This window comes from Streptomyces sp. MJM8645, assembly GCF_001625365.1.
Lineage (GTDB): Bacteria > Actinomycetota > Actinomycetes > Streptomycetales > Streptomycetaceae > Kitasatospora.
Genome location: NZ_LJJF01000001.1, coordinates 1,535,438 through 1,561,657, shown reverse-complemented (window position 1 = coordinate 1,561,657; position 26,220 = coordinate 1,535,438). Strand labels below are relative to the sequence as shown.

At 73.1% G+C, this 26,220-nt stretch carries 21 protein-coding genes; 13 read left to right on the top strand and 8 right to left on the bottom strand.

Annotated elements, in window-relative coordinates; all coding sequences use genetic code 11:
* The first annotated feature begins 40 nt into the window (after nt 1–40).
* From A6F73_RS06495 to A6F73_RS06485, 3 genes are all read left to right on the top strand, one after another.
* Nucleotides 41–922: an ornithine cyclodeaminase family protein gene (locus A6F73_RS06495; RefSeq protein WP_063350985.1), complete on the top strand. Its 882-nt coding sequence runs from the start codon at nt 41–43 to the stop codon at nt 920–922.
* A 127-nt stretch (nt 923–1,049) separates the two neighbouring features.
* Nucleotides 1,050–1,760: a GntR family transcriptional regulator gene (locus A6F73_RS06490; RefSeq protein WP_063346897.1), complete on the top strand. Its 711-nt coding sequence runs from the start codon at nt 1,050–1,052 to the stop codon at nt 1,758–1,760.
* A 119-nt stretch (nt 1,761–1,879) separates the two neighbouring features.
* The gene (locus A6F73_RS06485) at nt 1,880–2,476 is read left to right on the top strand and encodes a Uma2 family endonuclease (RefSeq protein ID WP_063346896.1); all 597 of its coding nucleotides are present in this window, start codon (nt 1,880–1,882) and stop codon (nt 2,474–2,476) included.
* Between the two features lies 1 nt (nt 2,477).
* Here the strand turns inward: A6F73_RS06485 and A6F73_RS06480 are convergent, their stop codons facing one another.
* Both A6F73_RS06480 and A6F73_RS06475 read right to left on the bottom strand, forming a co-directional pair.
* Nucleotides 2,478–3,158, bottom strand: coding sequence for an ABC transporter ATP-binding protein (locus tag A6F73_RS06480; protein ID WP_063346895.1), 681 nt, complete (start codon nt 3,156–3,158; stop codon nt 2,478–2,480).
* Nucleotides 3,155–4,231, bottom strand: a complete 1,077-nt coding sequence (locus tag A6F73_RS06475) for an ABC transporter permease (protein ID WP_063346894.1) — start codon at nt 4,229–4,231, stop codon at nt 3,155–3,157. Before A6F73_RS06475 ends, A6F73_RS06480 begins: the two co-directional genes overlap by 4 nt.
* 164 nt (nt 4,232–4,395) lie before the next feature.
* On the opposite strand from A6F73_RS06475, the gene A6F73_RS06470 reads away from it, so the two are divergent.
* From A6F73_RS06470 to A6F73_RS06460, 3 genes are read left to right on the top strand one after another with little or no spacing between them, the layout of a single operon-like run.
* Nucleotides 4,396–5,595 (top strand): sensor histidine kinase, encoded by a 1,200-nt coding sequence (locus tag A6F73_RS06470; RefSeq protein ID WP_063346893.1) that lies wholly within the window; start codon nt 4,396–4,398, stop codon nt 5,593–5,595.
* A gap of 26 nt (nt 5,596–5,621) precedes the next feature.
* Nucleotides 5,622–6,287: a response regulator transcription factor gene (locus A6F73_RS06465; protein WP_279634881.1), complete on the top strand. Its 666-nt coding sequence runs from the start codon at nt 5,622–5,624 to the stop codon at nt 6,285–6,287.
* 48 nt (nt 6,288–6,335) lie between these two features.
* On the top strand, nt 6,336–7,361 hold the full coding sequence (locus A6F73_RS06460) for a nitronate monooxygenase (protein WP_063346892.1): 1,026 nt from the start codon (nt 6,336–6,338) through the stop codon (nt 7,359–7,361).
* A gap of 17 nt (nt 7,362–7,378) precedes the next feature.
* Here A6F73_RS06460 and A6F73_RS06455 read toward each other — a convergent pair whose 3' ends face one another.
* Nucleotides 7,379–8,845, bottom strand: a complete 1,467-nt coding sequence (locus tag A6F73_RS06455; protein WP_063346891.1) for an aminopeptidase P family protein — start codon at nt 8,843–8,845, stop codon at nt 7,379–7,381.
* Between the two features lie 214 nt (nt 8,846–9,059).
* Here A6F73_RS06455 and A6F73_RS06450 point away from each other — a divergent pair, with 214 nt between their 5' ends.
* From A6F73_RS06450 to A6F73_RS06430, 5 genes are read left to right on the top strand one after another with little or no spacing between them, the layout of a single operon-like run.
* Nucleotides 9,060–10,811, top strand: coding sequence for an ABC transporter substrate-binding protein (locus tag A6F73_RS06450; RefSeq protein WP_063346890.1), 1,752 nt, complete (start codon nt 9,060–9,062; stop codon nt 10,809–10,811).
* Between the two features lie 13 nt (nt 10,812–10,824).
* Entirely contained in the window at nt 10,825–11,784 is a 960-nt protein-coding gene (locus A6F73_RS06445; RefSeq protein ID WP_063346889.1) for an ABC transporter permease, read from the top strand.
* 31 nt (nt 11,785–11,815) lie between these two features.
* Nucleotides 11,816–12,802, top strand: a complete 987-nt coding sequence (locus A6F73_RS06440) for an ABC transporter permease (RefSeq protein ID WP_063346888.1) — start codon at nt 11,816–11,818, stop codon at nt 12,800–12,802.
* Complete coding sequence (locus A6F73_RS06435) at nt 12,802–13,800, top strand: ABC transporter ATP-binding protein (RefSeq protein ID WP_063346887.1); 999 nt, start codon at nt 12,802–12,804, stop codon at nt 13,798–13,800. The genes A6F73_RS06440 and A6F73_RS06435 overlap by 1 nt, the downstream gene beginning before the upstream one ends.
* A complete protein-coding gene (locus tag A6F73_RS06430; RefSeq protein WP_079135478.1) occupies nt 13,797–14,774 on the top strand; it encodes an oligopeptide/dipeptide ABC transporter ATP-binding protein in 978 nt (325 codons plus the stop codon). Before A6F73_RS06435 ends, A6F73_RS06430 begins: the two co-directional genes overlap by 4 nt.
* A 290-nt stretch (nt 14,775–15,064) precedes the next feature.
* On the opposite strand, the gene soxR is transcribed toward A6F73_RS06430, so the two are convergent.
* From soxR to A6F73_RS06415, 3 genes are all read right to left on the bottom strand, one after another.
* Nucleotides 15,065–15,547, bottom strand: coding sequence for a redox-sensitive transcriptional activator SoxR (soxR, locus tag A6F73_RS06425; protein ID WP_063346885.1), 483 nt, complete (start codon nt 15,545–15,547; stop codon nt 15,065–15,067).
* A gap of 246 nt (nt 15,548–15,793) precedes the next feature.
* Entirely contained in the window at nt 15,794–18,163 is a 2,370-nt protein-coding gene (locus A6F73_RS06420; protein WP_063346884.1) for an immune inhibitor A domain-containing protein, read from the bottom strand.
* A 159-nt stretch (nt 18,164–18,322) separates the two neighbouring features.
* Nucleotides 18,323–20,413 (bottom strand): prolyl oligopeptidase family serine peptidase, encoded by a 2,091-nt coding sequence (locus A6F73_RS06415; RefSeq protein WP_208869054.1) that lies wholly within the window; start codon nt 20,411–20,413, stop codon nt 18,323–18,325.
* An 82-nt stretch (nt 20,414–20,495) separates the two neighbouring features.
* Between A6F73_RS06415 and A6F73_RS06410 the strand changes: the two genes are divergently transcribed.
* Entirely contained in the window at nt 20,496–21,668 is a 1,173-nt protein-coding gene (locus A6F73_RS06410) for an aminotransferase class V-fold PLP-dependent enzyme (protein ID WP_244293311.1), read from the top strand.
* Nucleotides 21,669–21,741: 73 nt separating this feature from the next.
* On the opposite strand, the gene A6F73_RS06405 is transcribed toward A6F73_RS06410, so the two are convergent.
* Together A6F73_RS06405 and A6F73_RS06400 are read right to left on the bottom strand one after the other, a co-directional pair.
* On the bottom strand, nt 21,742–22,134 hold the full coding sequence (locus A6F73_RS06405; protein WP_063346883.1) for a metalloregulator ArsR/SmtB family transcription factor: 393 nt from the start codon (nt 22,132–22,134) through the stop codon (nt 21,742–21,744).
* A 29-nt stretch (nt 22,135–22,163) separates the two neighbouring features.
* Nucleotides 22,164–22,538, bottom strand: coding sequence for a hypothetical protein (locus A6F73_RS06400; protein ID WP_063346882.1), 375 nt, complete (start codon nt 22,536–22,538; stop codon nt 22,164–22,166).
* A gap of 310 nt (nt 22,539–22,848) precedes the next feature.
* On the opposite strand from A6F73_RS06400, the gene A6F73_RS06395 reads away from it, so the two are divergent.
* Entirely contained in the window at nt 22,849–25,701 is a 2,853-nt protein-coding gene (locus tag A6F73_RS06395; RefSeq protein ID WP_063346881.1) for a DEAD/DEAH box helicase, read from the top strand.
* The last annotated feature ends 519 nt before the right edge of the window (nt 25,702–26,220 follow it).

Here is a 26,220-nt window from a genome sequence, read left to right as displayed (position 1 = left end):
TGTGCCGCCCGGTACGGCGGCTGAGCCGCTCCAGTACGCCGTGCCGGGCGTTGGTGGGGTCGGGCCCGCGGCCGCGGTGGCGGCGATCGAGCGGGTGCTGCTCGACGGGTTCGACCCGGAGCCGGCACCGGCCCGCTCGGCCGTCCCCGTCCCGGCCGGCGAACTGCTGATGATGCCGGCCGCCGCCGGCCCGTACGCCGGGGTGAAGATCGCCGGGGTCGCGCCCGCCAACCCCGGCCGGGGGCTGCCCCGGATCACCGGCAGCTACCTGCTGCTCGACGGGCCCACCCTGCAACCGCTCGCCCTGCTCGACGGCGCCGCGCTCACCACGCTGCGCACACCCGCCGTCACCGCCGTCGCGCTGCGCCGGCTGGCCGCGCCGGACGCCGAACACCTGGTGCTGTTCGGCTCCGGGCCGCAGGCGTACGGGCACCTGGACGCGCTGCTGGCCGTCCGGCCGCTGACCAGGCTCACCGTGGTGGCGCGGGACGCCGGACGGGCCGGGGCCCTCGCCGCGTACGGGCGCGGGCTCGGGCTGGCGGCCGGGGTCGGCGGGCCGGAGGCCGTCGCCGAAGCGGACCTGGTGGTCTGCTGCACCACCGCGCGCACGCCGCTGTTCGACGGCGCCCTGGTGCCCGAGCACGCCGCCGTCGCGGCCGTCGGCTCGCACGAGCCCGACGCGCGGGAGGTGGACGAGGTGCTGGTCGAGCGGGCCGAGCTGTACGTGGAGGCGCGGACGGTGGCGGCGCGCGAGGCCGGCGACCTGATCATGGCGGGGGTGGCCGGCCGGCAGCTGTGGAACCTGGCCGAGCTGGTGCGCGGCGACGCGCTGGTGCCGGCGGGACGGCCGCGGTTCTTCAAGAGCGTCGGCATGGCGTGGGAGGACCTGGCGGTCGCGGCGGAGGTGTACCGGCAGGGGTAGGTGCCGGGCGCTCCCGGCTGCCAGGGTCGGCGCGGCCGGAGGGCAGGTGTCCGAATCACGAAATGTTGCGCACTCAACGTAACGTGACATTGTACGCTGGTGTTCTGCACCCACCCGGAGGAACACCATGGCCGACCTCAAACCCCGCACCCTGATCTCCGTACAGGAGCGGCTTCGCGACCAGGTCGCCCACGCGCTCCGGGCGGCCCTGATCTCCGGCGAACTGCGCCCCGGCGTCGTCTACTCCGCACCCGCGCTCGCCGCCGACTTCGGCGTCTCCGCCACCCCTGTCCGCGAGGCCATGCTCGACCTCGCCCGCGAAGGCCTCGTCGAGGCCGTCCGCAACAAGGGCTTCCGGGTCACCGAGCTCACCGAGCGTGACCTCGACGACTACACCGAGATCCGTGCCCTGATCGAGGTCCCCACCGTCGGCCGGGTGACGCGCACGGCGACCAAGGAGCAGCTGGAGCGGCTGCGCCCGCAGGCCGAGGAGATCGTCGCGGCCGCGCGCAAGCACGACCTCATCGGGTACCTGGAGGCCGACCGGCAGTTCCACCTGGACCTGCTGGGGCTGGCCGGCAACGCCCGGCTGGTCGACGTCGTCAGCGACCTGCGGAAGCGCTCGCGGCTGTACGGCCTCAACCGGCTCGACGAGCGCGGCGAGCTGACCTCCTCGGCGGAGGAGCACCTGGAACTGCTCGACCTCATGCTGGCCGGCGACGCCGAGGCGGCCGAGGCCTGCATGACCCGCCACCTCAGCCACGTCCGCTCGCTGTGGGCGGGGCAGGACGAGGCGGCGGAGGAGGCCCGCCCGGCGCTGAAGCTGCGGGCGCGGTAGGGCCAACCGGGGCTAACCGGGGCTAAACCGCCCGTTCGGGTGAAGACTGGGGATCGGGCGGCGGAATGCGTTCGCGCCCTACGATGATGTTCTCGACATCGGCAGCCAGGAGGAAATCCATGTCCGCCGCAGCAGTGGAAGAGCCCATCGAGCAGCCGACGCTGCTCGAAGTCGCCGAGCTGATCTCCAACCAGTTCGCCGGGCACCGGGTCGAGATCGTCGGGAGCCAGATCACCGTGACGCCGCCGCCGAATGCTTCACACGGCAAGTCGCTGAGTCGCCTCATGCGTGTGCTGTTCGCCGCCGGCCTCGACGGGGATGAGGTCGACGTCATTCAGGGCGTTGGCATCTGGCTGCCGGATGGGCCGTCGGACTACGCCGTTCCCGACCTGGCGATCGTCGACGCCGACATCGATGACCACTTGATCGAGTACAACTGTTACGACCCGGCGGTCTTCCGGCTGGTGTTGGAGGTCACGTCGTCCAACATCAGCGACGACCTGAAACGGAAGCCCTTCGTCTATGCCGCCGCTGGAGTAGCCGTCTACGTGATCGTGGACCGGACGAACCAGCGGGTCATGGTGCTCACTGACCCACAGGAGGGCGAGTACCGCGTGCACGCCGTCCACCACCCGGGGCAGTCGTTCACCCTGCCGGAGTCGATCGGGGCGTCGGTGACGCTGTCGGTGGACGACGTGCTCGGACCGCTGAAGTAGTTCAGGCCGCTGCCGGCACTGTCAGGCGGCCGTCGTGGACTTCGGCGATCTGGTCGACGGCCGTCAGGTGGGTGCGGTCGTGGGTGACCAGGACGGTGGCGGTGGCGCGGCGGTGGGTGAGGTCGGTGATGAGGTCGAGGACGGCGGCGCCGCGTTCGTGGTCGAGGGCGCTGGTGGGTTCGTCGATCAGCAGGACGGTGGGGTCGTTCATCAGCGCGCGGGCGATGTTGACGCGCTGGCGCTGACCGCCGGAGAGCTGGTGCGGGCGGCGGGCGGCCTGGTCGCGCAGGCCGACGGCGCCCAGCAGGTCCAGGGCCCGGGGGAGGGCGGTGCGCGGGGAGCGGCCGTCCAGGTGGGCCATCACCTGGAGCTGTTCGACGGCGGTGAGTGAGGGCAGCAGGTTGGCCTGCTGGAAGACGATGCCGATCCGGGTGCGGCGCAGCGCGGTCAGTTCGGCGCGGCCGAGGCCGGTGGTGTCGGTGCCGTCCACCACGACCTGGCCGGAGTCCGGGGTGATCAGGGTGGCGGCGACCGCCAGCAGGCTGGACTTGCCGGAGCCGGACGGGCCGACGACGGCCGTGATCGAGCCCTTGGGGACGGTCAGCGACACGTCGTCCAGCGCCGTGAGCCGGCCGTCGCCGTCCGGGTAGGTGAGGGTGATGCGGTCGAGGGTCAGGCTCATCGGGCACTCCCCAGGGCGGTCAGCGGGTCGACGGAGGTGATCCGGCGGATGGACAGGGCGGCGCCGACCGCGCCGAGCGCGATCATGACGGCGGCGGGCAGCAGCAGGGTCGGGGCGTCGAGGACGAAGGGGACGGCGGAGCCGATCAGCGCGCCGGCGCCCAGGGCGAGCGCGGTGCCGGCGGCGGTGCCGAGCACCAGCAGCAGGACGGCCTGGCCGAGGGCGTCGCGCAGCAGGTAGCGGGTGGAGGCGCCGAGGGCCTTGAGCACCGCGACGTCGCCGCTGCGCTGGATCGTCCAGACGGTGAAGAAGGCGCCGATCACCAGGGCCGAGATGGCGAACAGGAAGCCGCGCATCAGCTGGAGCGAGCCGTTCTCGGAGGTGTAGGAGCCGATCGCGGCGAGGGCGTCGTCGCGGGTGAGGGTCTCGGTGCCGTGGCGGGCGTCGGCGCCGTGCAGGTCGGCGCCCTTGGCGGTGGTGAGCGCGATGACGGTCGCGTGGCCGGCGCCGCCGGGGACGGCCTGCTGCCAGTCGGTGAGGCTGGTCCAGATCACCGGGGTGTGGCTGTACGCGGCGTCGCCGTCGACGGCCGCGACCCGGAGGCGGTGGCCGGCCAGGGTGAGGTCGGCGCCGGGGGCGAGGTCGCCCAGGTTCTTGGCGGCGGTCTTCGACAGGACGGCCTGGCCGGGGGCGATCCGGGCGCCCTGCGGGGCCAGCGCGGAGCCGTCCGGGACGCCGAAGGCGGACAGCGCCGTGGTGCGGGTGCCGGCGGCGGCCTTGGTGGTGGTGATGCCCAGCGGCTGGGCGGAGGTGACGCCCGGCTCGGCCGCCCAGGCCTGCCACTGCTCGGGGGTGACCTGGGAATCGGTGAAGGACAGCTTCTGCCCGTCGGCGGGCTCACCGAACACCAGGTGGTCGGCGGGCAGGCCGGTGATCGCGGAGATGTTCTGCCGGCCGAGTCCGGCGGTCAGTCCGGACAGCAGACCGACCAGTACGGTGATCAGCACGATGACGGTCCCCATCAGGGCGAACCGCCCCTTGGCGAACCCCAGATCCCTCCAGGCGACGAACACGGTGGGCCTTCCTGCTGAACGAGTGTTTCCGACGCTTCCACCGTCCCGGAGAAGGGGCCCCGCGGGCATCGCACCGCGGATTGCATCCTCGGCATCAAAGGGCAGAAGCGGAGTTCAACCTTTTGATTGATGCCGGGGCCCGATCCGGAACCTAGGCTGGACGGATGGCGACCGAACGATCCCGCACCACCCCCGTCGCCCGCGTCCTCCAGGTCTGCCTGCACCTGCTCGTGGCGGGCCTGCTCGCCCTGGCCGTCGCCCGCGCCGCCGTCGGCCGGGACGGCGACCCGCTGCCCGTCGCCGCCGCGGCCACCGCGATGGCCGCCGTGTACGCCGTGGGCCCCCGGCTGGCCGCCGTCCGCCGCTCGCGCCGGGCCGCCGCGCTGTGGCTGGCACTGCTCGGCGTCACCTGGGTGGGCGTGCTGATCGCCACCCAGGACGGGGTGTGGCTGGCGTTCCCGCTGTACTTCCTGGAACTGCACCTGCTCGGGCGGCGCGGCGGCCTCACCGCCGTCGGGCTGACCGCCGCCACCGCCATCGCCGCCTGGTCCTGGCACCAGCACACCTTCAGCCTGCCCGCCGCGATCGGACCCGCGCTCGGCGCGGCCGTCGCCACCGCCACCGTGCTCGGCTACCAGGCGCTGTACCGGGAGAGCGAGGAGCGCCGCCGGCTGATCGACGAACTCACCGCCGCCCGCGCCGACGCCGCGGCCGCCCACCACACCGCCGGGGTGCTCGCCGAACGCGAGCGCCTCGCCCGGGAGATCCACGACACCCTCGCGCAGAGCCTCAGCTCCATCCAGCTGCTGCTGCGGGCCGCCCAGCGGGCCCTGCCGGAACGCACCGAGGCCGCCTCCGGGTACGTCGAGCAGGCCCGGCAGGCCGCCCAGGACAACCTGGACGAGGCCCGGCGGTTCGTCCGCGCGCTCACCCCGCCCGCGCTCGACGGCGACCCGCTGCCGGTCGCGCTGGAACGGCTGTGCGCCACCACGGCGGCGCACAGCGGCCTGCCGGTGAAACTGCACGTCTCCGGGGACCCGGTACGGCTGCCGGTGCCGCAGGAGGTCGCGCTGCTGCGGATCGCGCAGTCCGCGCTCGGCAACACCGTCCGGCACGCGCACGCCTCGCACGCCGAGGTGACGCTCAGCTACATGGAGGGCGAGGTGGCGCTGGACGTGTTCGACGACGGGGCCGGATTCGACCCGGTGGCGGTCGCCGGGCGCAGCGGAGGGGACGGCGGGTTCGGGCTGCCGTCGATGCGGGCCCGGGCGCGGGCGCTCGGCGGCACCTTCACGGTGGAGTCGGCGCCCGGCGGGGGCACGGCGCTCGCGGTGCAGCTGCCGGTGACGGAGGGCGGGGCGTGAACGGGCGGAACGAGGGAGAGCGGACCGTGAACGAGCGCAGTGACGGCGGGCGCGGGCGCGGCACGGTGATCCGGCTGCTGCTGGCGGACGACCACCCGGTGGTGCGGGCCGGGTTGCGGGCCGTCCTGGAGGGCGAGCCGGACTTCACCATCGTCGCCGAGGCCGCGACCGCCGAACGGGCCGTCGAACTGGCCGCGGCGGGCGGGGTCGACGTGGTGCTGATGGACCTCCAGTTCGGGCCCGGCTCGGCCATGAACGGCGCCCAGGCGACCGCCGCGATCACCGCCCGGCCGGGCGCGCCCCGGGTCCTCGTCGTCACCACCTACGAAACCGACGCCGACACCCTGCCCGCGCTGGAGGCCGGCGCCACCGGCTACCTGCTCAAGGACGCCCCGCCGGAGGAACTGGCCCAAGCCGTCCGGGCGGCCGCCGCGGGCCGCTCGGCGCTGGCGCCGAGCGTCGCCGACCGGCTGCTGGAACGGATGCGGACGCCGTCGGCGGCGCTCAGCGCGCGGGAGACCGAGGTGCTGGGGCTGGTCGCGGACGGGCTGACCAACCAGCAGATCAGCCAGCGACTGCACCTGAGCCAGGCCACGGTGAAGTCCCATCTGGTGCACGTCTACACCAAGTTGGCGGTGGACTCGCGGACGGCGGCGGTGCGGGCGGCGCGCGGGCGGGGGCTGATCCGCTGAGCGTAGGGTGGGCCGGGTTCGAACCGTATCCCGGAGTGGAGGACCCCGATGGCCGTCCGTCTCGATGAACTTTCCGTGCCGGTGATCGGCGCGCCGATGGCGGGCGGGGCGTCCACCCCGGAGCTGGTGGCGGCGGTGAACCGGGCCGGCGGGCTGGGGTTCCTCGCCGCCGGGTACCGGAGCGCCGCCGCGATGGCCGAACAGGTCGCGCTGGTCAGGGAGTTGACCGGTGGGCCGTTCGGCGTGAACCTGTTCGTCCCGGCCCCGCCCGGCGATCCGGCGGCCGTCGCCGCCTACCGGGAGCGGCTGCGGCCCGAGGCCGAGCGGTGGGGCGTGGCGCTGCCCGAGGAGATCGGGCCGGACCGGGACGACTGGGAGGCCAAGCTCGCCGTGCTGCTGGCGGACCCGGTCCCGGTGGTCTCGTACACCTTCGGCCTGCCGACGCCGCAGGAGGCGGCGGCGGTCCGCGCGGCCGGGTCGTTCCAGGTCGGCACCGTCACCACGCCCGCGGAGGCGCGGGCGGCGGAGGCGGTCGGGATGGACGCGCTGTGCGTGCAGGGCCCGGAGGCCGGCGGGCACCGCGCCACCCACCGGATCGGGGACGAGCCCGGCGACGTCCCGCTGCTGGAGCTGCTGCCCGCCGTCCGGGCGGTGACGGCGCTGCCGCTGATCGCGGCCGGCGGGCTGGGCGACGGACCGGCGGTGGCGGCGGCGCTGCGGGCCGGGGCGGCGGCGGTGCAGCTGGGGACGGCCCTGCTGCGCGCCGACGAGTCCGGTACCTCGGCCGCGCACCGGGCGGCGCTCACCGAACTCCCGGAGACGGCCGTCACCAGGGCCTTCACCGGCCGCCCGGCCCGCGGTCTGCGCAACGCCTTCATCGACCGCCACGGCCCGTACGCCCCGCCCGCCTACCCCGAGGTGCACCACCTCACCCAGCCGCTGCGCGCCGCCGCGACCCGCCGCGCCGACCTCCAGTCCATGCACCTCTGGGCCGGCACCGCCCACCGGAAGACCCGCACCGGCCCGGCGGCGGCCCTGATCGCGGAGCTGTGGCGGTCCGCGCGGGCGGTGTGAGCGGCCGCTCCCCGGGCTCAGCCGAGCAGGTCGGCCATCCAGGATTCGATGGCGGGGGCGGTGCGGGGGAGGGCGTGGGACATGAGGTGGGCGCCGTCGGGGGTGATGACGAGGTCGTCCTCGATGCGGATGCCGAGGCCGCGGAGTTCGAGGGGGAGGGTTTCGTCGTCGGGCTGGAGGTAGAGGCCGGGTTCGACGGTGAGGACCATGCCGGCTTCCAGGGTGCCGTCGAGGTAGCGGTCGGCGCGGGCCCTGGCGCAGTCGTGGTAGTCGAGGCCGAGCATGTGGCCGCTGCCGCAGAGGGTGTAGCGGCGGTGGAGGCCGTTGTCCTCGGCGAGGGACTGTTCGGCGGGGATGCGCAGGACGCCCCAGTCGGCGAGGCCTTCGGCGATGACCCGCATGGCGGCGTTGTGGAAGTCGCGGAAGCGGGCGCCGGGCCGTAGCGCGGCGATGCCGGCGCTCTGGGCGGCGAGGACGAGGTCGTAGGCCTGCCGTTGGACGGGGGTGAAGGTGCCGCTGAGCGGGAGGGTGCGGGTGATGTCGGCGGCGTAGAGGGTGTCGGTTTCGACGCCGGCGTCCAGCAGGAGCAGGGAGTTCGGGTCGAGGGCGCCGTCGTTGCGGATCCAGTGCAGGACGCAGGCGTGGGCGCCGGAGGCGGCGATGGTGGTGTAGCTGGTGCCGTTGCCTTCGGCGCGGGCGCGCAGGTCGAAGACGCCCTCGATCCAGCGTTCGCCGCGGGGGTGGCGCAGGGCGGTGGGCAGGGCGCGGACGACGTCCTGGAAGCCGGTGACGGTGTGGTCGACGGCGAGTTGTAGCTGGTCGATCTCCCAGGTGTCCTTGACCAGGCGCAACTCGGCGAGGACGGCGTCGAGTTCGCCGTCCCGTGCGGTGTGGGCACCGGGGCGTCCGGTGCTCTCGTCGACGAGGGGGTCGGTGCCGGCGAGGACGCGGGTGGGCGGCTGGGGGCCGGTGAGGAGTTTGTCGAGGTCGTCGAGGTGTTCGGTGCGCAGTCCGGTGAGTGTGGCGGCTTCGGCGAGGTCGGGGCGGCGGCCGACCCAGAACTCGCCGTAGCGGCGGTCGCGGTAGAACTCGGCGCCGTTGGCGTGCCCCCCGCGGGGGGAACGGGGGCGCAGGTACAGGACCGGCTCGTGGCCGTGGGGGCCGGTCGGTTCGAGGATGAGGACGTGGTCGGCCTGGTCCTCGCCGGTGAGGCCGGTGAGCCAGGCGTAGGCGCTGTGCGGGCGGAAGCGGTGGTCGAGGTCGTTGCAGCGGACCTTGAGCCGGCCGGCGGGGACGATCAGCCGTTCGCCGGGGAAGGTGGTGGAGAGGCGGGCGTGGCGGCCGGGGAGGCGGTCGTGGCCGGGGGCGCGCTGGTCGGCGGGGAGGGGGGTGGCGGCCCAGCGGGTGCCCATGAAGGCGTCGAGGGCGGGGGAGACGGGGAGGTCGTGGCTCCCGGTGTTGAGGCCGGTCTGGCGGTGGGTCACCGGTGAACTCCTAGGAGGGGCGGGGGTGGTGTGGCCCGGACACAGCTCGGTAACGGGAGGCGTCACCTCTTGTGCAGTGCAATTTCACATTACTATGTTACGGGTCACACCGCGGAGCGGCCAGACCTCGAAGGTCGCCTCCCGGTCGGGTCCCGGATCACCTCCCGGGGCGGACCACGGGCTTCACGGCAGGCCCCCCACAGCGGAGTTGCACATGACCAGGCGCACCCACGCCGCCCTCGCGGCGGCCCTCGCGGCGACCCTCACCCTCGGCCTCGGGGCCTGCAAGAACGACAAGAGCGACAGCGGCGCCGACGCGGCGGCGGGCAGCACCAAGGGCCCGGGGGCGGAGTCCGGTTCGATCGTCGGCGGCACCCCGGTCAAGGGCGGCACCCTCACCGTCCTGTCCAACCAGGACTTCGCCCACCTCGACCCGGTCCGCAACTGGACCATGCCGAACATGGACTTCGGCATCCGGCTGCTCTACCGCACCCTGGTCACCTTCAAGGCCGAGCCGGGCGCCGCCGGCAGCGAGCTCGTCCCCGACCTCGCCACCGACCTCGGCCGCTCCTCCGACGGCGGGAAGACCTGGACCTTCACCCTCAAGGACGGCGTCAAGTACGAGGACGGGACGCCGATCAAGTCCGCCGACGTCAAGTACAACGTCGAGCGCTCCTTCGCCCCGGACCTCACCGGCGGCCCCGACTACGCCCAGCAGTACCTGGCCGGCGGCGAGAACTACAAGGGCCCGCTGAACGGCGAGCACCTGGCCAGCATCGAGACCCCGGACGAGAAGACCGTCGTCTTCCACCTGAAGCGCCCGGTCGCCGAGTTCTCCTCCACCGCGACGCTGCCGACCTTCGCCCCGGTGCCGCAAGCCCAGGACAAGGGCACCCAGTACGACCTGCGCCCGTTCTCCTCCGGCCCGTACAAGATCGAGACCTACGACCGCGGCAAGCAGCTGACGCTGGTCCGCAACACCAACTGGGACCAGTCCACCGACCCCGTCCGCAAGGCCTACCCGGACAAGATCGTCGTCGTCGAGGGGCTCAAGGCCGGTCAGATCGACGACCGGATCATCGCGAGCGAGGGCGAGGACGCCTCCACGATCGAGTGGGCGACGCTGCGCCCGGAGTCCATCTCCAAGGTGCTGCCGAAGCCGGACGTGAAAAGCCGGCTGATCGCCGAGCAGCAGGGCTGCACCGACATGCTCTACCCCAACACCTCCAAGGCGCCGTTCGACGACCCCAAGGTGCGCGAGGCCCTGATGTACGCGGTGGACCGGGACGCCCAGGTCACGGCGTTCGGCGGCCCGGCGACGGCCGACGTGGCCACCTCCTACCTGCCGCCCGCGCTGACCGGCGGCACCAAGCAGGACACCCTGAAGATCGCCCCGACCGGCGACCCGGAGAAGGCCAAGCAACTGCTCAAGGACGCCGGCAAGACCGACCTCAAGGTCTCGCTGACCGTCTCCTCCGGTGACAAGACCCGGGCCGAGGCGCTCCAGCAGTCGCTGGCCAAGGTCGGCATCCAGGTCACCATCACCACCGCCGACCCGTCGGTCTACTACGACACCATCGGCGACACCAAGAACGCGCCCGACCTCGCCATCCTCGGCTGGTGCCCGGACTACCCGTCGGGTGCCACCTTCCTGCCCCAGGTCTTCGACGGCCGCACCATCAAGGAGAAGGGCAACCAGGGCAACGTCGAGCAGTTCCGCGACCAGGCCACCTCGGACCGGATCGACCAGATCAACGCGATGAGCGACGTCGCCGAGGCCAACAAGGCCTGGATGCAGCTCAGCGACGACCTGCTGAAGAAGGCGCCCACCGTGCCGCTGCTCTGGCTGCGCCGCCCGCTGCTGGCCGGCACCAACGTGGCCGGCGCCTTCGGCCACCCGGTCTGGACCGGCCAGTGGGACTTCGCCACCATCGGCCTCAAGGACCCCTCGAAGAGCAAGGGCTGAGGGGCCGTCCGCGATGAGCACACGCACTGAGCCCGCCGCCGCGCCGGTCGCGGCGGCGGGCCCCGCGAAGGCCGCCGGCCGCGGGCCGTGGCGGCTGGTCTGGGACCAGCTGTGGGCCAGGGGCTCGGCCCGCTTCGGCCTGGTCACGGTCGCCCTCCTGGTCCTGCTGACCGCCCTGGCCGGACCGCTGAGCGCGCTCGGCGGCTGGACCCCCGACGAGTTCGACAAACGCGCGATCGACCCCTACCTCGGCGGCCTGCCGATCGGCGACTTCGGCGGGATCGGCACCCGGCACTGGCTGGGCGTCGAACCCGCGACCGGGCGCGACCTGTTCGCCCGGGTCCTGCACGGCGGCCAGACCTCGCTGCTGATCGCGTTCACCGCCACCGTGCTGGTCGTGGTCGCCGGCACCCTGACCGGCATCGCCGCCGGCTACTTCGGCGGCCGCACCGACGCCGTGCTCTCCCGGCTGATGGACCTCACCATGTCCTTCCCGTCCCTGATCTTCATGATCTCGATGATGTCGGTGGCCAAGGACGTCAACCGGATCCTGCTGATGACCCTGGTGATCGGCCTGTTCGGCTGGCCCGGCATCGCCCGCGTGGTCCGCGGCCAGACCCTCTCGCTCAAGCACCGCGAGTACGTCGACGCGGCCAAGGTCGGCGGCGCCCGCTCCTGGCGGATCCTCACCCGGGAGATCCTGCCGAACGTCTCCGGGCCGATCATCGCCTACACCACGCTGCTCGTCCCCGGCATGATCGCCACCGAGGCCGCGCTCAGCTACCTCGGCGTGGGCGTGCGCCCGCCGACCCCGTCCTGGGGTCAGATGATCGCCGAGAGCATCGTCCACTACGAGACCGACCCGACGTACTTCCTGATCCCGACGGTCTTCCTGTTCCTCGCCGTGCTCGCCTTCACCCTGCTCGGCGACGCGCTGCGCGACATCCTCGACCCCCGAGGAGGCCGGTCGTGATCCTCTCCCCCGACCCCCGAGGAGGCCGGTCGTGATCCTCTACCTCGGGCGCCGACTGCTCGCCGCGGCCGGCATCCTGCTGGCCGTCTGCGCGATCACCTTCACCATCTTCTACCTGCTGCCCTCCGACCCGGCGGTGGCCGCCTGCGGCAAGACCTGCAGCCCCGACCGGGTCGCCGAGGTCAAGGCGGCGATGGGCCTGGACAAGCCGGTCTGGGAGCAGTTCGCCACCTACCTCACCGGCATCTTCGCCGGGCGCGACTACGGCAGCGGCGCCAGCGCCACCCACTGCGGCTTCCCCTGCCTCGGCTACTCCTACGAGTACTCGCTGCCGGTCTGGGACCTGCTCACCGACCGCCTGCCGGTCTCCGTCTCGCTCGCCATCGGCGCGGCCGTGCTCTGGCTGGTCCTCGGCCTGGGCGCCGGCGTCACCTCGGCGCTGCGCAAGGGCGGGCTCACCGACCGGACGCTGATGGTGGCGTCGGTCGGCGCCGCGTCGCTGCCGGTCTACTTCACCTCGATCATGCTGATCTGGGGCGTCGTCCGGACGGCCGGCCTGCTGCCGTACCCCGCGTACCACGCGTTCACCGACGACCCGGTCGCCTGGGCCTCCAACCTGCTGCTGCCGTGGATCGCCCTGGCCCTGCTGTACGCGGCCATGTACGCCCGGCAGAGCCGCAACTCGATGATCGAGGCGATGGCCGAGCCGTACATCCGCACCGCCCGGGCCAAGGGCCTGCCGCCCGGCACCGTCGCCGTCAAGCACGGGCTGCGCTCCGGGATGACGCCGATCCTCACCATCTTCGGCATGGACCTCGGCGGCCTGCTGGCCGGCGCCGTCATCACCGAGTCCATCTTCGGCCTGCCCGGCGTCGGGCGGCTGTTCTACGACGCGCTGGTCCGCTCCGACCAGCCCGTCATCCTCGGCGTCACCCTGCTCGCGGCCTCCTTCATCGTCGCCGCGAACCTGCTGGTCGACCTGCTCTACGCGTACGTCGACCCGAGAGTGAGGTACTGATGACTCTGTTGGAGGTCGACGACCTCAGGGTCTCCTTCGACACGCCCCGGGGCGTCGTCCGGGCGGTGGACGGCATCTCCTTCGCCGTCGAGGCCGGGCGGACCCTCGGCCTGGTCGGCGAGTCCGGCAGCGGCAAGTCCGTCACCTCGCTCGCCGTCATGGGCCTGCACCGAGGCGCCGCCGTCACCGGCTCGATCCGGCTCGACGGGATGGAGCTCAACGGGCTCGGTGAACGGGCGTTGGGCGCCGTCCGGGGCCGCCGGATCGCGATGATCTTCCAGGACCCGCTGTCCAGCCTGCACCCCTTCTACACCGTCGGCGAGCAGATCGCCGAGCACTACCGGGTGCACTTCAAGGCCAACCGCAGGGCGGGCCGCGCGCGGGCGCTCGAAATGCTGGCCGAGGTCGGCATCCCGGAGCCGGCCCGGCGGGTCGACGAGTACCCGCACCAGTTCTCCGGCGGCATGCGCCAGCGCGTCATGATCGCCATGGCCCTCGCCTGCGAGCCCGAACTGCTGATCGCCGACGAGCCCACCACGGCCCTCGACGTCACCGTCCAGGCGCAGATCCTCGACCTGATCGCCCGCATCCAGCAGGAGCGCGGCCTCGGCGTCGTCATGATCACCCACGACCTCGGCGTGGTCGCCCGGGTCGCCCACGAGGTGCTGGTCATGTACGGCGGCCGGGCCGCCGAACAGGCGTCGGTGGACCGGCTGTTCGCCACCCCCGGGCACCCGTACACCCGCGGCCTGCTGGACTCGCTGCCGCGCCTGGACGACACCGACGACGCCCCGCTGCGGGCCATCCCCGGCAGCCCGCCGTCGCTGATCGCCCCCGCCCCCGGCTGCTCCTTCGCCCCGCGCTGCGCCCGCACCGACGCCGCCACCGCCGAGGAACACGCCCGCTGCCTGGCCGAACGACCCGAGCTCGGCCCGCTCGCCCCCGGCCACCAGGCCGCCTGCCACCTGCCGCTGGTGTCGGAAGGAGCCCGGCCATGACCGAAACCCTGTTGTCCGTAAGGGACTTGGTGAAGACCTTCCCCGGTCGACGCGGGCGCACCGGCCGCCCCGGCGCCCCGGTCCGCGCCGTCGACGGCGTCAGCTTCGACGTCGGCAAGGGCGAGACGCTCGGCCTGGTCGGCGAATCCGGCTGCGGCAAGTCCACCACCGGGCGGATGATCGTCCGCCTGCTCGACCCGACCTCCGGCACCGTCACCTTCGACGGCACCGAGATCGGCGGGCTCTCCCAGGCCCGGCTGCGACCGCACCGGCGGCACCTGCAGATGGTCTTCCAGGACCCGTACTCCTCGCTCAACCCCCGGCAGACGGTGGCCCGGATCATCTCCGAGCCGCTGCTGCTCCAGGGGTTCGGCGCGGCCGACGCGCGCCGGCGGGCCGGCGAGCTGATGGAACTGGTCGGGCTGATCCCCGAGCAGATCGACCGCTACCCGCACGAGTTCTCCGGCGGCCAGGCGCAGCGCATCGGCATCGCCCGCTCGCTCGCCACCTCGCCGAAGCTGGTCATCGCCGACGAGCCGGTCTCCGCGCTCGACGTCTCCATCCAGGCCCAGGTGGTCAACCTGATGGAGCGGCTCCAGCAGGAACTCGGCCTGGCGTACGTGTTCATCGCGCACGACCTCTCGGTGGTCAAGCGGGTCTGCGACCGGGTGGCGGTGATGTACCTCGGGCGGATCGTCGAGATCGGCGACAAGGCCGAGGTGTACGGCAGCCCGGCGCACCCGTACACCAGGGCGCTGCTGTCCGCCGTCCCGCTGCCCGACCCGGCGGCGGAGCGCGCGCGGGAGCGGATCGTGCTGCTCGGTGACCCGCCGAGCCCGGCGAACCCGCCGTCCGGCTGTTCCTTCCACCCGCGCTGCCCCAAGGCGCAGGAGATCTGCCGCACGGACCGCCCGCTGCTGCGGATCGCCGGGCCGGGCGGCCGGGAGGCGGCCTGCCACTTCCCGGAGGTCTGATTCCCGGAGGCCTTCGCGGGCCTTCGCGGGCCTTCGCTGGCCTTCGCGGGCCTTCATGAGCCGGCTGAGGCCGGCTGACCAGAGCCGCCGTACCGCCCAGTTGCCCCCACGCCGGGCGGTACGGCACCCAACGGGCGAGGGACGCGATCCCTCGCCGCAGACGCCCGGTCGGGCGCGGCGGGGAACCTCACGAGGGCCGCGTCCGACCGGGTTCCACCGTGTTCACGGTCAGGCCGTTCTCATGGCCCGGCCGTGTTCACGGTTCGGTCGTTCTCAGGGCCCGGCCGTTTTCACGGTCCGGACGGCCCGCCCGCCTCGCCCGCCGTGCCCGGCAGCAGCCGGCGCGGGCCGGGCCCCTCGGCGGCCAGTTCGTCCCCGGGGTTGAGCACCCGGCAGCGGCGCAGCGACACGCAGCCGCAGCCGATGCAGCCGGTCAGCTCCTCCTCCAGCCGCTCCAACTCGGCCCGCCGGGCGCGCAGTTGTTCGGCCCAGCGCCGCGAGATGCGGTCCCAGTCGTGCTTGCCCGGCATCCGGTCCTCGGGGAGCCCGGTGAACACCTCGGCCACCTCGGAGAGCGGGATGCCGAGCCGTTTGGCGACCAGGATGAGCGAGATCCGGCGCAGCACGTGCCGCCGGTAGCGGCGCTGGTTGCCCGGCGACCGTTCGGAGGAGATCAGCCCCTGGTCCTCGTAGAAGCGCACCGCCGAGGTGGCGATCCCGGCCCGCCGGGCCACCTCGCCGACGCTCAGCAGGTCGACCGGTCCGGTGTCCATGCCTGCTCCTCGACTCCTTGACTCCTTGACTTCAAGTCCTGTTGAAGATCAAGCGTACCGGACGTGGTCGGATCATTCGCTGCGCGGAGCGGTACCACCCCTGCCGAGCAGGACAGTTACCCCCTGGAGTCGGCGCCGAACGGCCTCGTCGGAGGTCGGCGTGAACCGCCCTCCGGGCGCGGTGAGGCCCATGAGCCGGCCCCGGGCCCCTTTTCGTCGGGGGCCCGGGGCCTTCGCTGGGGGTTCCTACGAGGCCGGGCCGACCCGGACGGTGGTGATCCGCCCGCCCTGGGACTCCCGGACGACCTCGATCCTGGTGTTGGTGTCCGGCACCTTCACCGCGAGCTGCGGGAGGGCCGGGTCGGTGTACGTGCCGGTGTGGTCGTTGAAGACCGGGACGGCCGGCTCGGACGGGATCCGCACCGCGACGCCGCCCTTGTGCAGCGTGAACGCCGTGGTCGGCTTGAGCGAGAACGGCGCGTCGTAGGTCTGCGCCCGCCCGTTGACCAGGGTGCCGTCGGAGAAGCGGACCGCCGCCGGGTGGGCGTCGATCGGCAGGATCAGCCCGCCGCCGGGGTGGTCCTTGGTGTTGTTGTCGCCGTACGCGGTGTCCCACAGCCAGAGCAGGACGCCCTCCTGGTACGGGTAGGTGTCGACGATGTCGGCCTTGCCCGCGACGCCGCTGTACCCGAAGTTGTACGGGCCGGTCTTCAGGAACGCGCCGTAGCCGGTGTAGCGGCGGTTCTCGGCGAGGTAGGCGCGCGGGTGCTGCTTGACGGCGGTGCGGCCGGTGATGACGGTGAAGCCGGTGGCGGTCCAGCCGTTGGCGCCGTTCTCGGCGCCGTCGGCGAAGAGCTCGGTGCCGCCGGCGGTGATCTTCACGGCGTCGACGAGCACGCCCCGGCCGTGGGTGTTGCCGTCCGAGGTGGCGTGGAAGCGCAGCCGGACCTGCTGGCCGAGGTAGCCGTCCAGCGGGAGGTGCAGCTTCCGGTAGGTGCCCGAACTGCCGCTGAGACCGGGGGTGTTTGCGCTGGTGTTGCCGATCGGCGCGCCGTCGACGGTGCCGCCCAGGGCCGTCCAGTGCTTGCCCTGGTCGGTGGAGGCCTCGACGGTGAGGAAGTCGTAGTCCTGCTCGGTGTCGTACCAGGCGGCGGCGTCCAGGGCGGCCGGGCCGGTGGCGGTGCGCAGGTCGACGTCCCGGCTGAGCGAGTTGTCGAGGTTGTCGCCGGTGTCGCTCCACCACTGCCTGGCGCCCTCGTACGGGTCGGCGAGGTCGGTGCTGGTGGTGCTGTCCGGCAGGTGGACGAGCAGCGCCTGGGCCTGGTCGGTGTTGTAGCCGCTCACCCCGAGGGCGTGGCTGGACCGGGTGGCGGCCTGCGCCTCGTCGTAGTCGAGCCAGCCGAACTGGAGCTTGCTCCAGGCGTCGAGGTCGCCCGGGTAGCCGCCGGTGGTGTTCGGCCCCTTGCCCAGGTAGGAGCCGGAGGACATCAGCGACCAGAAGTTGACGCTGTTGTCGCCGCCGCTGGTGCTGTACAGGTCGGGCAGGCCGAGGTTGTGGCCGTACTCGTGGGCGAACAGGCCGACGCCGCTGTTCTCGCCGGCCTGGACGTAGTCGTAGACGTAGAGGCCGGTGTCGCCGACCGGCGCGCCGCCGATCTTGTTGCCCTCCGGGCCGGTCCGGCCGGTCGCGTCGGGGAAGGTCCAACTGCGGTGCGCCCACAGCGCGTCGGCCCCCTGGGCGCCGCCGCCCCAGGTCTCGTCGACGCCGGCGTGCACCACGATGACGTTGTCGAGGTAGCCGTCGGGCTGGTTGAACTCGCCGGTCTTGGTGTGGTCGTAGCGGTCGTAGACGTCGTACTGGGCGAGCTGCGCCTTGATGTCGGCCACGCTGCGGCCCTTGGCGATCTCGCCGTCGTACCAGGCCTTGACGGCGTCCCGGATGAACTCCTGCCCCTGGGTCCAGGCGCCGGAGCCCTGCGGGCCCTTGTTGCTGCCGTAGCGGGCCTCGTTGTACGGGACGGTGACCCAGTCGCTGACGGTGCCCTGGACGTCGTAGCGGCCGGAGGACTGGGTGCGGTAGTAGTTGCGCATGGACACGGTGCCGGGCGTGTCGTCGAAGAACATCTTCTGGTAGTAGTCGCGGCTGAAGTCCGGCTCCCACAGCGTGTGGTTGTCGCCCTTGCCCGGCTTGGGGATCTGGTCGTGGCGCGGGCCGGGGGTGCCGCCGTAGCGGGGCTGGCCGTTGTACTGGGTGGTGTTGTCGACCTCGTCGCCGAACTGGGCGAGGATCACGAAGACCTTGTCGGTGCGCTGGTGCGCCAGTTGGACGTAGTCGTTGCCGACCTTCACCTTGGCGGGGGCCCGCTTGCCGGCGGTCTTGGCGACGGAGCCCTGGTTGAGCTGTTCCAGGGCCTTGGTGCGGAGCGCCTGGCGCTCGCGCTCCTGGGGGGCGAGCGGTGCGGGCGGGGCTTCGGCGCCGCCTGCCTCGGTGCCGCGTTCGGCCGCGGCGATCGTGGCGGGGGCAGGGGGAGCGGCGTGGGCGGGGGTGCCCAGCAGGGTGGCGGCTATCGCGCTCGTGGTGAGCGCGGCCGCAAGAGCGGCGGACAGTCTGCGCAACTGACCGGTCCTTTCCGGGGGATGGGGTTTGGGGGTGGAGTAATCGTTCGGTGAAGCGCAGGTAATATTTCACATGTCACGGGTCACGTGGAAGAGGTGCGGGCAAGGCGAAGGGCGCCGCACCACCGGTGCGACGCCCCTGCCCGTGAATCCGGCGGCTCAGCCCAAGGACGCCCGCAGGAAGGCGAGTTCGGCCTGGGTGACCTGCTCGTTCACCCCGCCCGGGGTCATGTGGGTGACGCCCGGCAGCGGCAGCACGCTGTGCGGCCGGCCGGCCTTGGTGAGCGCCTCGGAGAGCAGCAGGGTGTGCGAGGGGTGGACGTTGTCGTCGGCCAGCCCGTGGATCAGCAGCAGCGGCCGGGTCAGCCCGGGCGCGTCGGTGACCAGGCAGTCGTCGGCGTAGCCCTCCGGGTTGTCCTGCGGCAGCGCGAGGTAGCGCTCGGTGTACGCGGTGTCGTAGTGCCGGAAGTCGGTGGGCGGGGCGCCCGCGCAGGCGGCGTGGAAGACGTCCGGGCGGCGCAGCACGGCGAGCGCCGCGAAGTACCCGCCGTACGACCAGCCGCGCACGCCGACCCGGCCGAGGTCGAGGTCGTGGTGCTGCCCTGCGAGCGCCTGCAGGGCGTTCACCTGGTCGTCCAGTGCCACCTGGGAGAAGCGGCGGAAGATCGCCCGGGTGAACTCCGGCGAGACGAACGGGGTGCCGCGGTTGTCGGTGGTGACGACGGCGAAGCCCTGGTCGGCCCACCACTGGCGGAGCTGCCAGCGGCGCGGCTCGGCCGCCACGGCCTGGAAGCCGGGCCCGCCGTAGACGTCCAGCAGCACCGGCAGCCGGCGGCCGGGGACGTGGTTGCGCGGGTACACCACGGCGGTGGGCAGGCCGAGTTCGGTGACCCGGGCGAGCCGTGGCCGCACCCGGTAGGGGAGGGTGGCGCTCAGGTCGGTGAGTGGCAGCGCGGGGCCGTCGGGTGAGGCGTCGAGCGAGCCGTCGCGCAGCAGTCGGCGCCGGATGCCGTCGGCGTCGGCGGTGGTGAGCAGCAGGGTGCGGCCGGCGGCGAGTGCGGAGTGCACGCCGGGGCCGGTGGTGACGGGTTCGGGTGCGCCGCCGTCCGGGTCGACCAGGTGGACGTACTGGTCGGCCGGGTCGCCCTGGCCGGTCTCGCAGAGCAGCCGGCCGTCCAGGTGCCCGACCACCCGGCGGATCTGGAGTCCGGTGGTGTCCAGCGGCTTGCCGTCCAGGGCGAGGCCGCGGGCCTGCGGGGTGTCGTGGGCGGTGAGCAGCCGGCCGTCGGCCAGCCGGGCGGGGGTGCCGGGCAGGTCGTCGACCCAGAACTCGTCGGTGGTGCGGGAGAGTTCGCGGGTCTCGCCGGTGGCCGGGTCGGCGGTCAGCAGCAGGACGTGCTGCTGGAGCCGGTCGGCGACGGTGAGCAGCAGTTCCTGGTCGGAGGCCCAGGTGGCGGCGCAGAGGTACGGGAACGCGGCGGCGTCCCAGCGGAGCCGTACCCGGCTGCGGTCGAGGCCGAGGACCCAGAGCTGGACGTCCGCGTTGGGGCCGCCGGCCTGCGGGTAGGCGAAGTCCTCGGCGGGCTCGCCGGGGTGGGCGGGGTCGGCGAAGTAGCGCCGGGGGAGGGCGGATTCGTCCACCCGGGCGGCCAGCAGCGCGCCGCCGTCGGGGCGCCACCAGTGGCCGCGGGAGCGGCCGAGCTCCTCGGCGGCGGCGAACTCGGCGACGCCCCAGCGGGCGCCGTCGGCGGGGGAGAGCGGTTCGAGGTCGGGGGTGACGTACAGGGCGTCGTCGGCGACGTAGGCGACGCGTTCGCCGCCGGCGTCCGGCCGGGGGTCGAACGCGGGCCCGGCGACGGGCAGTTCGGTGCCGGCGCCGGTGGCGGTGTCGATCCGGAACAGCCGGCCGTCGAGGACGAGGACGGCGGTCGCGAGGTCGGCGGTGGCCGCGTACGTGCCGATGCCGGCGGCGACCAGGCGGGTGCGTTCGCGCAGCCGTCGTTCGACGGCGGGCAGGTCGTCGCGGCGGCCGGTGCGTCCGGGGGCGAGGACCGCCGGGTCGGCGACCAGTCGTTCCTCGCCGGTGGCGGCGTCGAGCAGGTACAGGCGGTCGACCGGATCCTCGGAACCGGTCGAGCGGAGCAGCAGCAGCCGGGTACCGTCCTCGGCGAGGGTGAACGCGCGCGGCGCACCGAAGGTGAACCGGCCGGTGCGGGCGCTGAGCGACAGGAAGGGGTCGGTGATGGTCACGGCCCGATCGTCGTATCGGAGCGCGCCACCCGACCAGTACCCTGTCATGTGAAATGTCACACACCACAATGGGGAGGATGCCGTGATCGAGGACCTGTGGACCGTCGAACCCCCGGCCCCGCTGCCCGCGGCCGACGGGCTGTTCGGCATCTCGCCGGACGCGGCGCACCTGAACCACGGTTCGTACGGCGCGGTGCCCGTCCCCGTGCAGCGGGCGCAGCAGCGGCTGCGCGCCGAACACGAGCTGGACCCGGACGGCTTCTTCGCCGACCTGCCGGCCCGGGTCGGCGCGGCGCGCACCAGGATCGCCGCCGACCTGGCCGTCGACCCGGACCGGCTCGCCCTGGTCTCCAACGTCACCGAGGCGGTCGCGATCGCCCTGGACACCATCCCGTTCGCGCCCGGCGACCGGATCCTGGTCACCGACCACGGTTACGGCGTGGTCACCCGGGCCGCCGAGCGCCGGGCCGCCGAGACCGGCGCCGAGGTGGTCGAGGTCGAACTGCCGCTGGACACCCCCGACGAGCAGGCCGTCCGGGAGGCGGTGCTCGCCGCCGTCGACGAGCGCGTCACCGTCGCGGTGCTGGACCAGATCACCTCGCCCACCGCCCGCCTGATCGCCGGCCCGGGTCTGCTCGCCGACCTGCGCGAGCGCGGCGTGACCACCGTCGTGGACGGCGCCCACGCCCCCGGCATGCTGCCCGCCCCGGTCGACCCGAACGCCGACTTCTGGTTCGGCAACCTGCACAAGTGGGCCTTCGCCCCGCGCGGCACCGGCGTGCTCGCCGTCCGCCCGGAGTGGGTGGACCGGGTACGCCCGCTCACCTTCTCCTGGGAGCACGACCGGGGCTTCCCGTGGAACGTCGAATGGCGCGGCACCTGCGACTACACGGGCTGGCTCGCCGCCCCGGCCGGCTTCGAGCTGCTGCGCGAGCTCGGCCCCGAGGCCGTGGCCGCGCACAACGCCGCACTCGCCGGGTACGGCCAGCGGGTGCTCGCCGAGCGGGCCGGCCTGGCGCCGCTGCCCGCGACGCCCGGGGTCTGGATGCGCTCCGTCCGGCTGCCGGCCGGGTGCGTCGAGGCGGAGCAGGACGTGAAACCGCTGCGGGACGAGGTCTGGCAGCGGCTCGGCACCCGGATCGCGATCCGCCCGTGGGCCGGCGGCGGGGTGCTGCGGGTCAGCGCGCAGCTGTACAACCGGCCGCGGGAGTACGAGCGGCTGGCGGACGGGCTGGCCGACCTGCTGAAGGGCTGACCGGCGCGCGGGGGCCGGCCTGCGCGCGCGGTTATTCCGGGCCGGCTCCGGGCGGTTCCCGGTCCGCACGCGGCTACTCCGGGCCGGCCCGCTCGGAGCTGCCTCGGTCGGATCCGGCTCGCTCGGAGCCGGCCCGTTCGGAGCTGGCCCGCAGCTCGGCGAGCAGCAGGTTCTGGTCGGCGAGCAGCCCGGTGAGGATCCGCCGGGCCGCTCGCAGCAGGTCGGCGACGTCGCCGCCGGCCAGCGCGTACACCACCGTGCTGCCCTCCCGGGTGGCGGTGACGATGCCGGACCGGCGCAGCACCGCGAGCTGCTGGGAGAGGCTGGAGGGTTCGACCTCCAGCTCGGCGAGCAGCCCGCGGACGGGCGTCGGTCCGGCCTGCAGCAGTTCCAGCACCCGGATCCGGACGGGATGGCCGAGCATCCGGAAGAACTCGGCCTTGGCCTGGTAGAGCGCTACCGCCACGAGTCCCCCCTTCCCTGGGGTCGGTCCGCTCAGATCTCCAGCGAGAGTTCGATCCGCTTGAGCTGGTGGCGGGCCATCGCGAGGTTGGAGCGGCCGCGGTTGAGCGCCAGGAAGAGGAAGAGGCCGCGCCCGGTGGGCGTGGTGATCGGTCGGACCAGGTGGTACTGGTTGGTGAGGCTGATCAGGATGTCCTCGATCTCGTTGTCGTGCAGGTTGAGCATCTCCATCGCCCGCATCTTGGCGCGGACCACGTCGGTGTTCCCGGCGGCGGCGACGTTGAGGTCCAGTTCGCCGCCGTCGCCGAGGCTGCCGAGCGCCATGCCGCTGCCGTAGTCGACCAGGGCGACGCCGATCGCGCCGTCGATCCCCATGGCCTCTTTGAGGGACGTCTCCAGGTTCGCCATCGTCGGTGTCCTCCCGTGAGTTGGTGGCGGTGGCTCCGCCGTGGCAACGACGGTAGGGAGACCGGCGGCCGTCCACCGGGGATGACCGGAGACGTCCGAAGCTGGTCGGACTCTGATCACTTGAAGATGTTTGCAACTATGGATGTGAGAGGGAAGCGATCCCGGAATGATCCCGCGGCCGATCCCGTCCCATGGAAGCCGTGCGGAAGCCGTACGGAAAGTCGCACGGAAAAACGGTGCTATCGATGTCAGTGCCGCCGGGTAACCTCTCGCTGAGATGCGAGATCACACCAACCACACCCGGACGGCGATGAACACCCCTGAGCCCCAGCCCCACGACGACCAGGAGCTCAGCCCCGCCGAGGCGTACGCGGCCAGCCGCCGCCGGGCCAAGGAGCAGGCGACCGCGCTCCACGGCTTCCAGCAGCTGTACGACTTCCCGCTGGACGACTTCCAGCTGGAGGCCTGCGAGGCGCTGGAGGCCGGCTCGGGCGTCCTGGTCGCCGCGCCCACCGGCTCGGGCAAGACCATCGTCGGCGAGTTCGCCGTGCACCTGGCCCTCCTGGGCGGCCGCAAGTGCTTCTACACCACGCCCATCAAGGCGCTGTCCAACCAGAAGTACGGCGACCTGGTCAAGCGCTACGGCGCCGCCAAGGTCGGCCTGCTCACCGGCGACAACACCGTCAACGGCGACGCCCCCGTGGTGGTCATGACCACCGAGGTGCTGCGCAACATGCTCTACGCGGGCTCCAGCACCCTCGACGGCCTCGGCTACGTCGTCATGGACGAGGTGCACTACCTCGCCGACCGCTTCCGCGGCGCCGTCTGGGAGGAGGTCATCATCCACCTCCCCGAGTCGGTCACCCTCGTCTCGCTCTCCGCGACCGTCTCCAACGCCGAGGAGTTCGGCGACTGGCTGGACACCGTGCGCGGCGGCACCCGGGTGATCGTCTCCGAGACCAGGCCCGTGCCGCTGTGGCAGCACGTGATGGCCGGCAACCGGATGTACGACCTGTTCGCCAACCCCGACCGGGACGGCCGCCCCAAGGACGGCCCGCGCAACCCGGGCAAGGCCGTCAACCCCGAGCTGGTCCGGCTCGCCCGCTCCGAGCTGGACCGCAACCCGCGCGACCGGTTCGGCCGCGGCCGGGGCCGCAGCATGCCCAACGGGCGCCCCGGCCGGGTCTGGACGCCGGGTCGGGTGGACGTCATCGACCGGCTCGACGCCGAGGGCCTGCTGCCCGCGATCACCTTCATCTTCAGCCGGGCCGGCTGCGAGGCCGCCGTCCAGCAGTGCCTCAGCTCCGGCCTGCGGCTCAACAAGGACGCCGACCGCGCCGTCGTCCGGGCCTTCGTCGAGGAGCGCTGCGCCGACATCCCCGACGAGGACCTGCACGTCCTCGGCTACTTCGAGTGGCTGGACGGGCTGGAGCGCGGCATCGCCGCCCACCACGCCGGGATGCTGCCGCGGTTCAAGGAGGTGGTCGAGGAGCTGTTCGTGAAGGGCCTGGTCAAGGCCGTCTTCGCGACCGAGACCCTGGCGCTCGGCATCAACATGCCCGCCCGCTCGGTGGTCATGGAGAAGCTGGTCAAGTGGAACGGCGAGACCCACGCCGACATCACCCCCGGCGAGTACACCCAGCTCACCGGCCGGGCCGGGCGCCGAGGCATCGACGTCGAGGGCCACGCCGTGGTGCTCTGGCAGCGCGGCCTCGACCCGGAGGCGCTGGCCGGCCTGGCCGGCACCCGCACCTACCCGCTCAAGTCCTCGTTCCGGCCGTCCTACAACATGGCCGTCAACCTGGTCTCCCAGTTCGGCCGGCACCGCTCGCGCGAACTGCTGGAAACCTCCTTCGCCCAGTTCCAGGCCGACCGCTCGGTGGTCGGCATCGCCCGCCAGGTCCAGCGCAACGAAGAGGGGCTGGAGGGCTACCGCGAGTCGATGACCTGCCACCTCGGCGACTTCGACGCGTACATGGACCTGCGCCGCCGGCTCAAGGACCGGGAGAACGAACTCGCCCGCGAGGGCAGCGGCCAGCGCCGTGCGGCCGCCGTCGAGTCGATCGAGCAGCTCAAGCCGGGCGACGTCATCCACGTCCCCACCGGCAAGTTCGCCGGTCTCGCCCTGGTCCTCGACCCGGGCCTGCCGCCGGTCAGCCGCAACGGCCGGGTCGGCCGCCACCCCGACTTCCAGGACGGGCCCCGCCCGGTGGTGCTCACCGCCGAGCGGCAGGTCAAGCGGCTCGCCATGATCGACTTCCCGTACCCGGTCGCCGCCGTCGAGCGGGTGCGCATCCCCAAGTCCTTCAACCCGCGCAGCCCGCAGTCCCGCCGGGACCTCGCCTCCGCACTGCGCACCAAGGCCGGCCACCTCGAACCCGAGCGGTTCCGCCGGGGCCGCGCGGCCGCCGCCGACGACCAGGAGATCACCCGGCTGCGCACCGAACTGCGCCAGCACCCCTGCCACGGCTGCGACGAGCGCGAGGACCACGCCCGCTGGGCCGAGCGCTACCACCGCCTGCACCGCGACACCGAGGCGCTGGAACGCCGGATGCGCTCCCGCACCCACACCATCGCCCGCACCTTCGACCGCGTCTGCGGGCTGCTCACCGACCTCGGCTACCTGAGCGGCGACACCGTCACCGACGACGGCAAGCGCCTCGGCCGGCTCTACGGCGAACTCGACCTGCTCGCCTCCGAGTGCATCCGCGAAGGCGTCTGGAGCGGCCTGGACGCCGCCGAACTCGCCGCCTGCGCCTCGGCGCTGGTCTACGAGGCGCGCCAGTCCGACGACGCCACCGCCCCCCGGGTGCCGGAGGGCGGGGCCAAGGAGGCGCTCGGCCAGATGGTCCGGATCTGGGGCCACCTGGACGCCCTGGAGGAGCAGCACCGGATCAACACCGCCGAGGGCGTCGGCCAGCGCGAGCCCGACCTCGGCTTCGCCTGGGCCGCCCACCGCTGGGCCCTCGGCCACAGCCTGGACCAGGTGCTGCGCGACGCCGACATGCCGGCCGGCGACTTCGTCCGCTGGACCAAGCAACTGATCGACGTCCTCGGCCAGATCCAGGACGCGGCCGGCGAGGACGCCGAACTGCGCCGGACGGCCCGCAAGGCCGTCGACGGCCTGCGCCGCGGCATCATCGCCTACTCCTCGGTGGGCTGACCGCCGAACGCCAGGGGCCCGCCCGTTCACCCCGAACGTGCGGGCCCCTTCGCATGGTTGCTCACCGGTCCAACGGTGGCCCCTTATCGATGACTCGGGTGGGAAGCCGCCAGGCCTGCGGGCCTGGCGGCTTCCCACCCCCCACCCCCCACCCCCCACCCCCCACCCCCCACCCCCCACCCCCCACCCCCCACCCCCCACCCCCCACCCCCACCCCCCACCCCCCACCCCCCACCCCCCACCCCCCACCCCCCACCCCCCACCCCCCACCCCCCACCCCCCACCCCCCACCCCCCACCCCCCACCTCTTTGCCTCCGCCGCCGCTTCGGCAGTTGCCGAAGCGGCGACCGCGCTTCGAATTAAGCCGTCCCAACCCACCTCCTTCGTGGAAGGAGAAGGGTTCGAAGTGCTTCTGCCCCTGCCATCGGCAGGGGCAGAAGCGACAACGGAATAATGCGGGGTTGTGAAAGTCGACTCGGTCGACTTCCTGCTCCGAAGGAGGGGTGGGGAGTAGCCTC